We start from the raw sequence: 14,106 nt of genomic DNA, 5'->3' as shown, positions 1-14,106 counted from the left end.
AATTCGAAAAAACAATTTATCAGATATGAATCGACTTTTTATAAGCCAGCTTAAAATAAGATTAAAACGCTCTTAATAATAAAAATGTTGAAATGAAGCTCCGCGCGCTATATAAAGTAATTCAAAAAAATAAAATGCAATCGTTTGCGAAAAATGTATTGAAAACGTTTTTCTTATGTGGCATAATATGGGTGATTTTTGAAAAATGTATTTTGTTAACTGTAGGAGGGAACAACTAAAATGAATACTGCCGCAATCCATCATCAACCCGAAAGTGAATTTGCCTATCTATATACCTTAGATAAAATGCACATCCGTTTAAAAACTGGTCGTGAAGATGTTAAACACGTCTCCTTGATCAACGGAGACCCTTATCAGTTGGATCATCATGAGTGGTTCAACCAAACGATCCCGATGGAAAAATATTTATCAACAACCACACACGATTATTGGATCGTCGAAACATCTGCTTTACACCGGAGACTTAGCTACGCATTTAAAATAGAGGGAATGGATGGAAGCATTCTGTTTTACGGCGATCATGGTTTTTTCCCGTATCAAGAAGCAACATTAAAAACAGCAAATAACTATTTTAAATTACCTTATTTTCATGAAGCTGACCGTTTCAAAGCACCTCAGTGGGTCAAGGAAACTATCTGGTATCAAATTTTTCCTGAACGTTTTGCTAACGGCGATCTCAACAATGATCCCCAAGGGACACTGCCATGGGATAGTTCTGTTTCTCCTAGCAGAGATGATTTTTTCGGCGGAGATCTACAAGGTGTTTTAGACCATTTAGACCATTTCGTTGATCTTGGGATCAACGGACTTTATTTCTGCCCGATTTTTCAAGCAAGCAGCAATCATAAATACGATACGATCGATTATTTTGAAATCGATTCCGCTTTTGGTAACAAAAAATTATTCAAAACATTAGTAGAAGAGTGCCACAAGCGCGGCATTCGCGTGATGCTGGACGCCGTCTTCAATCATATGGGCGATTTTTCACCACAATGGCAAGATGTGATCAAAAATGGCGAAGATTCACCTTATGCTCAGTGGTTCCATATTCATAAATTTCCTGTGACCTATACACCAACTGCTGATTTTGAATTTTCGGATGATATCACTTACGATACATTCGCCTTCACACCACATATGCCAAAATTAAATACAGCAAACAAAGATGTACAAGACTATTTATTGAAAATCGCTCGTTACTGGATCGAAGAATTCGATATCGATGCCTGGCGTTTAGATGTCGCCAACGAAGTAGATCATCGTTTCTGGCGAAAATTCCATGATGTTTGTACCGAAGCGAAGGAAGATATTTATATCTTAGGAGAAATTTGGCATTCCTCTCAACGCTGGCTACAAGGAGACGAATTCCACGCTGTGATGAATTATGCCTTTACTGATGCTATTCTTTCTTATTTTGTTTACCAAACGATCTCTCTAAGCAAGCTTGTGTCAGAGTTGAATCATCAATTAATGCTATACAGAGAACAAACGAATCAAATCATGTTCAACGTATTAGACTCACACGACACTCCCCGTTTATTGACGATCGCTCAACATAATAAGGACCTGATGAAACAAGTCATGGCATTCACTTATCTACAAAAAGGAGTTCCTTGTTTATATTACGGAGACGAATATGCAATGGACGGCGGAGCTGATCCTGATTGCCGCAAATGCATGGTGTGGGAACCGGAGCAACAGGATCAAGAGATGTACAGCTTCGTAAAACACTTGATTGCCTTTAGAAAAGAACATCAAACCTTACTATCTGAAGGCAAGCTTCGCTGGTTGGAAGTCGACGAACAAACAGGAACGATCGACTTTGCTTATGAATATGAAGGAACACGCTTACGCAGCATTTTCAATACTGGTGAACAACCTGTTTATGTAAAAAAAGCAGATATTTTATTCTACAACCGAACACAACGGCTAGACCAAGATACAATCGAACTTGCACCATTCGGTTTTGCTTCATCACTTGAAATAATAGAAAGGACGGATAAAAATGGGACACACCAAAACAAACGCTCACTGGTGGCAGGAAACAGCGGTCTATCAGGTTTATCCTCGTAGCTTCCAAGATAGTAACGGCGACGGAATCGGTGATCTACAAGGGTTGATCCAACGTTTAGATTATTTAGAAAAACTTGGGATCGGCGCTATCTGGCTTAGTCCAGTATACCAATCACCGAACGATGATAATGGCTACGACATCAGTGATTATGAGCAAATCATGGCAGAGTTTGGAACGATGGCAGATATGGAACAACTGATCGAGGAAGCAGACAAACGAGGAATAAAAATCATTATGGATCTCGTTGTCAACCACACGAGCGATGAACATCCATGGTTTATCGAGTCTCGTTCCTCTAAAGACAATCCTTACCGCGATTTTTACATCTGGCGAGAAGGAATCGATGGACAGGCGCCGAATGATCTAGAGTCGACTTTTTTAGGCTCTGCCTGGCAATTAGATGAGCATACCGGCGACTATTATTTACACCTTTTCAGCAAAAAACAGCCTGATTTAAACTGGGAAAACGCCGCTGTCCGCAAAGCAGTTTACGATATGATGAATTTTTGGATCGCTAAAGGAATCGGCGGTTTCCGCATGGATGTCATCGATTTGGTCGGAAAAATCCCTGATCAAAAAATCACAGGAAATGGCCCTAAACTACATGACTACCTCCGAGAAATGAATGCCGCAACCTTTGGCGGAAAAGACTTGCTGACTGTTGGAGAGACTTGGGGCGCAACACCCGAAATCGCTAAGCTTTATTCTGATCCTAAACGACAAGAGCTGTCGATGGTTTTCCAGTTTGAGCATGTCGCTTTAGATGAACAGCCCGGAAAAAGCAAATGGGATCTACGTCCGCTTGTCATTTCAGAATTAAAAGAGGTTTTCAGCAAATGGCAAACCGAGCTTGGTAACCAAGGATGGAACTCTTTGTTTTGGAATAACCACGATCTCCCTCGCATCATTTCCAGATGGGGCAATGATCGAGACTACCGCGTTCAAAGCGGCAAAATGCTGGCGATCCTACTCCATATGCTGAAAGGCACACCTTATATTTATCAGGGTGAAGAAATCGGGATGACCAATCGTGTGATCACGGACATTTCAGAAGCAGCAGATATCGAAAGTAAAAATATGTATGCGGATCGATTAGAAAAAGGCTACAAAAAAGAAGACATTCTACTATCCATCAATGCTAAGGGACGAGATAATGCTCGTACGCCGATGCAATGGGATTCAAGTAAACATGCTGGTTTCACTACTGGAACTCCTTGGCTTGCAGTCAATCAAAATTATCTTGAGATCAACGTAGCACAAGCTTTAGAAGATACGGATTCTCTTTTTTATACCTATCAACACTTGATCGCTTTAAGAAAAAAATACCCGCTGATCGTTTGGGGAACATTTGAATTGCTCACAGATACAGCGGAAGCGGTTTTTGCTTATTATCGTCATTACGAAGGGGAGAGTTGGCTGATCGTCTGCAATTTCTCTGATCAAGAGCAACCATTTTCACTGGATATCAACACAGAACAAACGATTATCGCAAATACAGACAAAAAGTATAGCAATCTTTTAGACAGGACGCTCGATCCTTACGAAGCATTTGTCGTCACGCTCGGAGGAAACCTAGATGCCTAATACAACAATCGACATCCAGCGTCAAATACTAACTGAAAAAAGCACTTGGTGGAAAAACGCCGTTGGCTATCAAATTTATCCTCGTAGTTTCAAAGACAGCAATCATGATGGAATCGGTGATTTGAACGGTATTCGCCAAAAGTTGCCTTATTTAAAAGAGCTTGGGATCGATTTTATCTGGATCAATCCAATCTATGCTTCCCCAAATGCAGATAATGGCTATGATATTTCAGATTATCAAGCCATTCATAAAGATTTCGGCACCATGGAGGATTTTCAATCCTTAGTAAAAGAAGCGCATGAGTTAGACTTAAAAATCATCATGGATCTTGTTGTCAACCATACGAGTGATCAGCATCCATGGTTTCTTGAATCAAAAAAATCACTGGATAATCCGTATCGCGATTACTACCACTGGGTCGACGCAACGCCAGAACAGCTGCCAAATGACTGGCAATCCTTTTTTGGCGGTTCGACTTGGACTTATGATGAGACAACTAAACAAGCATACTTTCATGTATTTGCGAAAGAACAGCCTGATCTCAACTGGACAAACCCTAAAGTTCGTCACGAAATCTACCAAATGATTCGCTGGTGGCTAGAGCTTGGGATCGATGGTTTTAGAATCGATGCCATCAGCCACATTCAAAAAGAACCTTGGGACTTTAAAATTACCGACAACCAGTGGGCGCCATTTATGAATGTTGCCGGTATCGAAAACTATTTAGCTGAGCTTAGAGCGATTTTCAATGAGTACAACGTAATGACCGTTGGTGAAGCTAGCGGTGTGCCTCATTCTGAAGCTTCCGAATGGACAGGAGATCATGGCTATTTCAATATGATTTTTGAATTGGAGCACTGCCAGCGCGTAGGTGAATTAGGCAGTCAAAAAGGTTCGATCCCTCATTTGAAACATTCGTTGAATCAATGGCAAACAAGTTTAGCAGACGATGGCTGGAATGCGCTATATTTAGAAAATCATGATACACCACGCAGTGTCTCTGTCTTCGGAGATGACTCGCCAGAAGCCGCAAAAGCACTGGCAACAGTTCTGCTGTTGCTAAAAGGAACGCCGTTCATCTACCAAGGACAGGAGTTAGGGATGACCAATTTTCCTTTTAGTTCTATTGAGGAAATTGACGCAGCTGATACGATCCATTTTTATCAACGTTTGTTGGAAGAAGGAAAGTCGCCAAAGGAAGCGTTACGTATTGCGGTCAACTGGTCACGAGATCACAGCCGCACGCCTTTCCAGTGGGATGATTCACTATTCGGCGGTTTCTCCACAGCGACACCTTGGTTGAACATCAATCAAAATTATCCACTCATCAACGCCGCTCAAAAAGATGTAGAGGCAAGCAGTGTGTTCCATTATTATCAGCGCTTGATCGGTTTACGGAAGAACACAGAAGCGTTCATTGATGGAACATTTACTTTGCTGTTTCCTGAACATCCGACGGTTTTTAGCTATACGCGAACAACAGAAACGGAAAGCTGGTTGATTTTAGTTCAGTTAGACCGGGAGCAAACAACTGTAGTATTTCCTGATTCGTGGGAAATCTCTGACTGGGAGGAAATCTTGACGAATACAGAATATAAACCACTTGCTCATAAGATGATTCTGTCTGATTATGAAGCACACGTTTATCGAAAATCTAAAGCATAAAAAAACAGCTGAAAAGAGATTACTATAGCTCTTTCAGCTGTTTTCTTATTTATTTTCTTCTCTTGGATATGGTTTCTATACGTCAATATCACGTAAAAATAATTACTCATCAGATCTCAGGCAGTATGCTAGAGTCACAATTTTTTCAGACTAGCTCTTTTTTTGTTCTTCTTGTTTTTTGTATTCCAAATATCCTGATCGAATTAAGTGAATCGTCCACGCAGAGAGTAGTATACCTATGATCAACGTAATAAAAATGTCTCATAGTCTCCTTCAGAGAGAGTTGTTATTGCCACGGATAAAAAAATTAGTGACAATCCTATGTTAAAAATGTAGCCTAAGAGTATTCCTAGATGTTGTAGTAGAAATTTTTGGAAAATAAACATGTTGTGTCTCTTTTCAGTGTGTTGGTGAATTGATTGGTGCGTGTCTTTTACTATTGCCGCCAATCAGGTAGTAACGTGTTCTTTTGTTTAGTTTGAATTGTATTCTTCTAAATCTTTAGATACAGAAGAATAATTTTTTTTAAATTCATCAATAATATTTATATCTTTTGACTTGAGTAATAAAACTGTACCATCCCATGAAATAAATTCTGTGTCTCCTAAAGGATGGATTATTTCTACTTTTGGCTTCCACAACGCTTCATTTCCATCTGCTATTGGTAGCGAAACCTGTAAAACATCTTTTAGTTTAGTTCCATTTGCAAAACTTGTAAATACTCCCCAAATAAACATTATTTCTTCTTGATTAAAAAGTTCTTTTAATTCAGTTCCTTTTAACCAAACATAGTCTTTGTCTATTGGTATCTGCTCAAATGGATAAATATTACATTCGTAGTTACTAATTAGCCACATTTTCTCTAATTCTTTTTGCGGGAGTAAATTAAATATTTCAGCCATGTTCGCTATATAACCTACTTTTAACTCACTAATTATTAATCCTTTCATAATAAGCTCCTATCTATTATTTTGATGGTTTTGGTCTTTTAGGATCTGACCAATCCCAAATATGTTCATGTGGGACTTTTTGATGCATTTTAGGATTACCATGATTAGTATGATGAATATCTTTAATTACTCGTCCTTTATCATTAAAAATTCTTTCACTGATTAAATTACCATTTGCATCTACTCTTTTTATCACTGTATTTGGTTTGTATGTTGTAGGTATTTTATTATTCGTAGTTGTCTCCACTGTCACTTTAACCCAATACCTAACGCTTGCATACCTTTAGCCACTAGCGATCCGGTATCATTTATTCGTTTATAAAGATGACATATGTTATTAGTTGGTTATTCATAATCCTTTAAATCTATAAAGTATAAACAATAAAATTCTTCTAAATTTTTATGAATTATTTTCTTTTAATTCTTCTAAGAAAGGCTTTCTTACTAAAGAACGAAAGCGTTCTTCACAAGCCCCATATTTTTTATAATTTTTTTTAGCTACATTCAAAGAAACATTATTTGCTCCTATGACCTTGTTTGGATGAAGTTCTGCAACAATATCCTTCTCCCAATAACAAACTTCGCAAATATCATATTCATCTTCAATAGTATAATTGTTACAACAGGGGCACTGTTTCATTTTACAATCACTCCTCTTATTTTGGTTTGTATAATTTTATTTGTTCTAACCAATAATTAGCTCCGTTATCAGGCTTGAAGTATGTTGATACTCCTCCATACTTATTTATTATGCCAAATTCATTAGTAGATGAGTCATATCTAAAGTATGTTCCTTCTTTAGATACAAAAGTTTCTGTAGTCGATGTTATAGGTTTTTCTAAAAAATTTCTGGCATTATTCAGATAGGTTTCCTTTGATGTATAACCATGTTTATTTGCATGTTTTTCTAAAGTACATTTCCCTTTTCCATTTACAAAATCAACATTAGGATTTCGTTTTTCACTATTAGCCCCACCAGTTTTTTACCAGCTGTCTGCGCATTCCTCACCGCAGCCACTGTCAGTCCGACACCCCACGCGGCATCCCAAAATCCAGATTCTTTCAGATCATTTACGGTACTTTGTATGTAGTTTAAGCCGTTAAAACCAAACATATTGACTGTATCGCCACTGAAATAATCTTTTCCGCTCTTTTGAAATTCGGTCACTCGGCGATCCATTTCTGTCGGACTTAATTCTACCACATCTAAGTTGTATTTTTTGATGAGCTTTCTTAGGTTATCGGATAAATCCTGCTCGCTTACTGGATAACGACGACCAACATATCCGCACCATGGTTTTTATCATGTACAAATACTTTCATAGTATATTAAAAAGATATCAGTAGATTCTTCTGATATCTTTTTAATAATATACAACTTATCGGACTGAAATTTAAAAGAGTGCTCAAAAAATTCTTGGGCGTTTTGTCCAATAAATATGGCTAGACTTTAGTAACTTAATTGGTTAGTTTGTTTCTTACTAGTCATATTTTATCGTTTGATTACCAATCTTGTGATAAAGCGTCTTTTCTATTTATCTGAGTTCCTTTAACCTCGATAACTTCAATTGTTTCATTATCTAAATCTACAAATTCTACTTCATACACTTCATTTTCTGAATCTAATATCATCATAATTACACCTTTAGTTCCACTCGGAACTCTTTTGTCTATTTCTACTGTGCTATATACAACATCGTATTCTTTAAACATATTGACTCACCTACTTTTTCGTTGGAATCGAGGTCACTAATCGAACAACTCCATCATTATTTTTTATCCAAACAAATTCAACATCAATAATTTTCCCGTTGACTCCTTTAATCGGAATGATTTGACTATACTTTGTTCCGTAATCAGTTACAGATGTTTGAACGGATGTCGATTTATCAAAGGTAATTTGCTTACTTAATTGCTGACTATTATTTCTATTAAAACCAAGTGCCTTATCAAACCAATTAGCTTTTGAGCCTCCAACTGGATGTTCCTTATTTAACAGATAACCATCCAATTTAGAATTGATACTTTCTTGAGTCAAATTAGGATTTTTAAGTCCACTAGCTTTCTTACCAGCTGTTTGCGCATTCCTCACCGCAGCCACTGTCAGACCAACACCCCACGCCGCATCCCAAAATCCAGATTCTTTCAGATCATTCACAACACCTTGGGCATGGTTCAAACCTTGAAAGCCAGGCATATTGACTGTCGCGCCACTGAAATAATCTTTTCCGCTCTTTTGAAATTTGATTACTCGGCGGTCCATTTCTGTTGGACTTAATTCTACCACATCTAAGTTGTATTTTTTTATGAGCTTTCTTAAATTATCGGACAAATCCTGCTCGCTTATTGGATATCGTCGGCCGTTTTTTTCAAACATATACATATCTACACCACGATCGGCATCGATGATGTGGATGATCGTGCAGCCATCAAGTATTTTTCTATCTTTGACTTCGATCGCTTTTTCGCGCTCCGTCCAATTTTTGTTCACCTCATTGATCCAGGTTCGATCGGCTAAGGAGAAGCCTTTTCCATTCCAAGCACCAGGCCCAACATGTCCTTTCTCGCTAACTCCCAATGCCTGCATACCTTTAGCCACTAACGATCCGGTATCCTTTATCCCAGTAAAATAGCTGTGGACTGTCCGCAAAAATCAAGAAACTTCTCTAATTTTTCTTGTATCTTTGCTTTTTTCGCTTGGTTTCGTGTGATACCGGCATCCATACTGGCGATTGCCGCTTGAAAGACTGCACCAAGCAGTTGCTCTTTTTCGTCTGATAAGCTTCTTTTTTGTTGGGCGTAGTTTTCTTTCGAACGCTGGAAATCTTGAATCAATGCGTTGGCTTCATCGATTTGCGCTTGTAATTCTTCGGAATCTAAATCTTCACTACCGCATGTTGAAAGATAGCCTTGCACATACTGTTCATTCGACTGTACAACAGCTTCACTGTGCATGATCGCCGCTTTGCAAAGTGCTGGATAGACAGTGGAAAGGTAGCCTTTGATCGACTCCATGCCTGCGCCGCTCAGTCCGACTGCTAATTGTATGCCTTGCGTAGCAGTTGAAACGGCATCGAGTGCTTGACTGTAGGATTTTCCGAATGCTTTGATCTCTTCGGTCTGGGTTTGGACTTCACCAATGATCATTTTGACCATCAACCTCATCCTCCTTTCTCAGCTGTTGCAGCTCTGCTTCGTAAAAAAGGTCGCTTTCATCTTCTAGGCGACGGTTTTCTTTGTGTAATGTTGCTTGTCCGTCCATCAGCTCATCAAAGAAATGGCGCTCTGCACTGCGAGTTTCTTCTGTGATTTTTTCAAAAAAGCGGACTTCTTCCTGCCGATGAAAGTAGGTGAGAACTTGGTCGTTATGGTGACGTTCTCTGGTAAATAAGTGCTCTGTCTCGCTCATGTTTCGTTCCAACAACGCGTTGAGCGTACGGTTCTCCTCTTGTTTTTCTTGTAACTCCTTTTGGGTCATTCCTTCTCTCCTTTGTTACGGAAGTCGTGTAAATAGTTGCTTCGCTTGTTGATCTGCTCGTTTGAATGCGGCAACGGCAGTTTGGATAGAAGCTACATCTCTGTTGAGTAGTTGCTGGATCGTTGCCGGGTTTTTCTTCAGCTGTTGAAAGGTACTTTCAGCCGTGGCATTGCCGGGAACCGTCGTCCCCGAAGAAAACGTCACTGTTTTTGAAAGCGACAAACGATCATTCGCCAGCCCGATTTGAGTGGCTTGTTTCTGGGCTTCTGCTTCATTTAGCTCGATCATAAAATCCCCTCATTTCGTTATTTAATATTATCTTTTTAGAATAACATACTTCGCATTACAATATCTGCAAAATGTCTTGTAATTCTATTTAAAAATAAATATTACTTTTCTTACTTATGGAGCAATTGGCATCAAAATTGATTTCATTATAGTTCAAGCAAGGGAACCGTCGATTTTTGGAAAATTGGGTAATGAGCATTTGTTTCATTTGTGCGCATCGACTAGGGCAACTCGTCGGTGTCAGAGCAGCTTTCACTGCCTTTAATAAACGGTGAGAATAAAGCACCTGCTTCGGAACTAAGCCGAACATCACAAAAATTTAAAAAGAAATTTTCATGATCTTCTTCTTAGCTCTCAGAGCGTAACGCTTTTTTCTCAACTTCTGTACACCCAAAGAGCTATTTGCTGTTCACTCTTTCGGCGCGACTGCTTCCTTGCTTGACCGATAGAACGAAAAAAACACGGTATCAGCTACCCGCTGATACCGTGCAAAAGTTCAATAAATAAGCATCGAACTGTTATTTAAAAACGCAATTGAGGTGCAAAAAAAGCTAGTAATTCACACGAAAATTGAGTAAAATAAATACAGTCAATGAAAATTGACTTGGGCAACTTGTACGATCAGCTCCGACTGATTGTATAAGGCTCTGTAGGTCGACGCCAATCTTCCTGCAGAGTGCCTTTTTATTTTGTCTAGCCATGCTAGATTTCATTCGTTCTATCTGCCTCAATTCTACCCTTAATGACAAACCAAAGTCAATGCTTTTTGAAAATAATTATCACTTAAAGTTATTTTTAATTATTGTTTATTCCTCTAAAAAATACCGCAAAACAGTTTTCATTTTCTCCGGTGCTGATTTTCTTGGGTCAGATAAATAAATTTCCCGATGATCCAGTCTTCTCTTCTGCAGCTGATGCTCCTCACAATATTTCGTCATGATCTCAAAGGTTTTCGCTTCATCATCATAAGGACCAACATGCAGCATTTGCAAGGCTCTACCGTCTTCGATCGATTCAAATTTTACGTGTTGATTGTTTGGATTTGGTTTCTTTTCAGCGATTTCTGCTAGATTATTCAGTGCTAGTTCTTCGGTGACAAATTCCGGTTGGCGGATCATGATTTTATAGACTAAATCGGCTTTATCAAAAGCTCTACCTTCTATGATGGCTTCGTCTGACATCGTCCAAATTCCTTCCAGCGGGTATACTGTGTATTCAAAATAACCTTCTGGTGTGATTCCTCTTTTCGGCATCATGCGAATACCGTAAGACATCGCATACAGAGCTGCTATTTCTTCGCCAAATTGTTCTCCATTTGGATCGCCTTTTCCTGTGATCGTATAGAAATTTTGTTTTGGTACAGTGAGTTCTGTTGGTTTTGCTTTTGGTAAATACAATTCTTTTTCTTGTTTACGCCATTCGTATTTCATCTGCTCTCTCCTTTTGCCGTTTGATTATAGTATAAACGTTTTAACCTATAGAAACCAATCGACCGTAAAAAGGAAGTCCCTCTTTTTTGGGCAGAGAAAGTGAGGTACACTGAAAGTAAATGCATTAAACTAAAAGTAGGAGTTGATTAGATATGGAGTGGGTTGACCGACTGGAACAAACATTGACGTATATTGAAGATCATTTGACAGAAGAAATCGATGTGGCTGAATTGGGGAAAATCGCTTATTGCTCTTCTTACCATTATCAGCGCGTATTTTCTTACATGGTAGGCGTGCCGTTAGCAGTCTATATTCGGCGGCGAAAATTATCCTTGGCGGGTGTAGAGCTGCAGCAAGGAGCAAAAGTGATCGACGTGGCAATAAAATATGGCTACGAGTCACCGAATTCATTTGCCCGAGCGTTTAAAAAGCAGCATGGCATCACACCATCAGAGGCACAGCAAGAAGGCAGTCGTTTAACCTCTTATCCTAGAATCAAATTCCATATTACGATCAAAGGAGATGTAGAAATGGAATATCGGATCGAAACAAAAGAGGCCTTTCGTGTGATCGGCGCACAAAAAGAATTATCTGCAAACCTAGAGGAAAATTTCGCTGAGGTACCGAAGTTTTGGCAGCAGGTCAGCATGGATGGTACACTCAATTCTATGCTTCCTATGATGAATCAAGAACCTAAGGGGGTTTTGGGGATCAGCGCAGGTTTTGATGGAGACATGAATGAAGAAAGTGATTTAAAAGGGAGCGAAGGAATGTCTTACTACATTGCCGTTGCAAGTGATCAAGCGGCTTCCGGTAATCTTGTTGAGTACATTGTTCCCTCCTTTACTTGGGCAATTTTCACAGGAACTGGCGCAATGCCGCACGCTATTCAAGAGTTAGAGAAACAGATCGTGACAGATTGGCTGCCCAGTTCTGGGTATGAATATGCGAACGGCCCTGATATTGAACTTTATCTGGATGCAAATCCAAGTAATGCAATGTTTGAAGTTTGGCTGCCAGTCACAAAGAAAAAGTAAACTCGTTGTACCCACATAACTAAAAAAGGCATCAAGGTACGTAAGAGAGCGTACCTTGATGCCTTTTTTATATGCGTTTATCTGATTTCCCAAACAGAAGACGCACCTGGTTGATCGCCTTTAGTCCAATATTTTGCTTGATACGTTTTCCCTTGATACGTTACTTGCGTCCCGCCATCATAGGCCTTATTCGTATCCCATTTGACTACTTGGTTTGACGTAAGTTTCCAAACATCTGATTGATCTGGACGATTTCCTTTTGTCCACCATTTCGCTTCATATTCTAAGCCTTCATAGAATACTTTGTCGCCAGCATTATAAATTTTATCTGCTTCCCACGTTGTCTGTTGGTTGCTGCCTTCTTTTGTTGTGACAGAAAATGCAGTACTTTCTTCGGAAACATTACCGCCAAGACTAATTGCTTTGACTTTATAAGAGTAAGTTGTTTCTGCTTTTAGTCCTGTATCTTTGAAACGATTCGCTGTTGTTGTCGTGATTTTTTTCCCGTCGCGATAGACGTCGTACTGTTTAACCCCTAGGAAGTGTGTTGATTTTGTCCACATAAGATCAACTGAAGTAGCTGTTGTTTCCATTGAGTGAAGATTTGTTGGTGCTGTCGGAGTTTCATTATCCTCAACGGCTGACGATTGCGTCGTTCCTTTTACTGCTGTACTTTTCTCGGAAACTTCACCTGTTTTACCTACCGCTTCTACTTGGTAAGAATACGTAGTATTTTCCGCTAAATTTGTGTCATTGAATTGCGTACCGCTGACTGTGCCAATTTTTTTACTATCGCGATAGATATTGTACTCACTTGCATTTGCTGCTGTATCCCAGGTTAATTTTAATGAGGATGTTGTGACAGCTGATATTTTAAGATTTGTTGGTTTTGCTGGTGCTGCTTCTTCTGGTGGTGTCGTTCCATCAGATGTCAAATTTAAATCGATCACATTATAAAAGGCATTCGGTGTGTCTGCTACATCCCAAACAGCTAACACGACATGGTAGCCAGTATGATCACTTGGAATCGTTACTTGGTGCGATTTATTATTTGAAGCGCTTGATCCATCATGCTTGATTTCGCCGATCAGCTGCATATTCTCTCTAGCTAATGGTTTTTCTGGATTCCAGCCATTTTTAGTGATATAGTAATGCCATTTTGATGTCGAGTGCGGTGCTGTATACTGCCAAGTAAATGTATTGACACCTGTTTTTGCCGGCTGTTTCGTCCAACGGTCAACACCCGTGCTATCTAGTACATAATCCCCGATTTGACCTAACCCGCCGTTTGCAGAAGCAATTCGACCATCTGCTGGCCCTTGCGCTGGAAATCCTTTTGGTGCTTCTAGCGATTGTGGATTAGTGATCACATTCCCATATTTGTTAAGAGCCTCTGTCCAACCTAGTGTATTCCGATCCAAAACGCCCTGATATCCCCGGCTCGCTGGACTTTCTACGTATCCATGAGCATTTGCTTCATCCCCCAATAATAGCCCGGCACTTCCTAAAGCGACCGCTGCGATCATTGTTAATCCTACTAATTTCTTCATAATTTTCCTCCATTCATTCTTTCACCAT

General features: G+C 39.4%; 15 protein-coding genes. 4 read left to right on the top strand and 11 right to left on the bottom strand.

What is annotated here, in order from left to right:
• Positions 1 to 240: 240 nt before the first annotated feature.
• From CC204_RS14540 to CC204_RS14530, 3 genes are read left to right on the top strand one after another with little or no spacing between them, the layout of a single operon-like run.
• Complete coding sequence (locus CC204_RS14540; RefSeq protein WP_088270828.1) at positions 241 to 2,094, top strand: glycoside hydrolase family 13 protein; 1,854 nt, start codon at positions 241 to 243, stop codon at positions 2,092 to 2,094.
• The gene (locus tag CC204_RS14535; protein ID WP_088270827.1) at positions 2,027 to 3,679 is read left to right on the top strand and encodes a glycoside hydrolase family 13 protein; all 1,653 of its coding nucleotides are present in this window, start codon (positions 2,027 to 2,029) and stop codon (positions 3,677 to 3,679) included. Before CC204_RS14540 ends, CC204_RS14535 begins: the two co-directional genes overlap by 68 nt.
• On the top strand, positions 3,672 to 5,345 hold the full coding sequence (locus CC204_RS14530; RefSeq protein WP_088270826.1) for a glycoside hydrolase family 13 protein: 1,674 nt from the start codon (positions 3,672 to 3,674) through the stop codon (positions 5,343 to 5,345). The genes CC204_RS14535 and CC204_RS14530 overlap by 8 nt, the downstream gene beginning before the upstream one ends.
• Positions 5,346 to 5,818: 473 nt before the next feature.
• Here the strand turns inward: CC204_RS14530 and CC204_RS14525 are convergent, their stop codons facing one another.
• The 10 genes from CC204_RS14525 to CC204_RS14475 all read right to left on the bottom strand — a co-directional run bounded on the left by CC204_RS14525 (position 5,819) and on the right by CC204_RS14475 (position 11,491).
• Entirely contained in the window at positions 5,819 to 6,295 is a 477-nt protein-coding gene (locus tag CC204_RS14525; RefSeq protein ID WP_088270825.1) for a hypothetical protein, read from the bottom strand.
• A gap of 16 nt (positions 6,296 to 6,311) precedes the next feature.
• Entirely contained in the window at positions 6,312 to 6,542 is a 231-nt protein-coding gene (locus tag CC204_RS14520) for a hypothetical protein (protein WP_157894307.1), read from the bottom strand.
• A 153-nt stretch (positions 6,543 to 6,695) separates the two neighbouring features.
• Positions 6,696 to 6,935, bottom strand: a complete 240-nt coding sequence (locus CC204_RS14515) for a CPCC family cysteine-rich protein (protein ID WP_088270823.1) — start codon at positions 6,933 to 6,935, stop codon at positions 6,696 to 6,698.
• A gap of 291 nt (positions 6,936 to 7,226) precedes the next feature.
• Entirely contained in the window at positions 7,227 to 7,499 is a 273-nt protein-coding gene (locus tag CC204_RS14505; protein ID WP_088270822.1) for a hypothetical protein, read from the bottom strand.
• A 299-nt stretch (positions 7,500 to 7,798) separates the two neighbouring features.
• Complete coding sequence (locus CC204_RS14500) at positions 7,799 to 8,008, bottom strand: DUF4926 domain-containing protein (RefSeq protein WP_088270821.1); 210 nt, start codon at positions 8,006 to 8,008, stop codon at positions 7,799 to 7,801.
• Positions 8,009 to 8,018: 10 nt separating this feature from the next.
• Positions 8,019 to 8,945: a DUF6883 domain-containing protein gene (locus tag CC204_RS14495; protein WP_157894306.1), complete on the bottom strand. Its 927-nt coding sequence runs from the start codon at positions 8,943 to 8,945 to the stop codon at positions 8,019 to 8,021.
• Positions 8,912 to 9,451, bottom strand: coding sequence for an LXG domain-containing protein (locus CC204_RS14490; RefSeq protein WP_157894305.1), 540 nt, complete (start codon positions 9,449 to 9,451; stop codon positions 8,912 to 8,914). Before CC204_RS14490 ends, CC204_RS14495 begins: the two co-directional genes overlap by 34 nt.
• A complete protein-coding gene (locus CC204_RS14485; protein ID WP_088270818.1) occupies positions 9,429 to 9,773 on the bottom strand; it encodes a DUF3958 family protein in 345 nt (114 codons plus the stop codon). Before CC204_RS14485 ends, CC204_RS14490 begins: the two co-directional genes overlap by 23 nt.
• A 15-nt stretch (positions 9,774 to 9,788) precedes the next feature.
• Entirely contained in the window at positions 9,789 to 10,061 is a 273-nt protein-coding gene (locus tag CC204_RS14480) for a TIGR04197 family type VII secretion effector (RefSeq protein ID WP_088270817.1), read from the bottom strand.
• A gap of 806 nt (positions 10,062 to 10,867) precedes the next feature.
• The gene (locus CC204_RS14475) at positions 10,868 to 11,491 is read right to left on the bottom strand and encodes a GyrI-like domain-containing protein (protein ID WP_088270816.1); all 624 of its coding nucleotides are present in this window, start codon (positions 11,489 to 11,491) and stop codon (positions 10,868 to 10,870) included.
• Between the two features lie 152 nt (positions 11,492 to 11,643).
• Here CC204_RS14475 and CC204_RS14470 point away from each other — a divergent pair, with 152 nt between their 5' ends.
• Positions 11,644 to 12,528 (top strand): AraC family transcriptional regulator, encoded by an 885-nt coding sequence (locus CC204_RS14470; RefSeq protein WP_088270815.1) that lies wholly within the window; start codon positions 11,644 to 11,646, stop codon positions 12,526 to 12,528.
• 77 nt (positions 12,529 to 12,605) lie between these two features.
• On the opposite strand, the gene CC204_RS14465 is transcribed toward CC204_RS14470, so the two are convergent.
• Positions 12,606 to 14,078 carry a lytic polysaccharide monooxygenase gene (locus tag CC204_RS14465; protein WP_227011164.1) on the bottom strand — a complete coding sequence of 491 codons (1,473 nt, stop codon included), beginning with the start codon at positions 14,076 to 14,078 and terminating at the stop codon, positions 12,606 to 12,608.
• Positions 14,079 to 14,106: the final 28 nt, after the last annotated feature.

The organism is Enterococcus wangshanyuanii (genome assembly GCF_002197645.1).
Classification (GTDB): Bacteria; Bacillota; Bacilli; order Lactobacillales; family Enterococcaceae; genus Enterococcus_L; species Enterococcus_L wangshanyuanii.
This window is presented reverse-complemented; position numbering and strand designations above follow the sequence as displayed.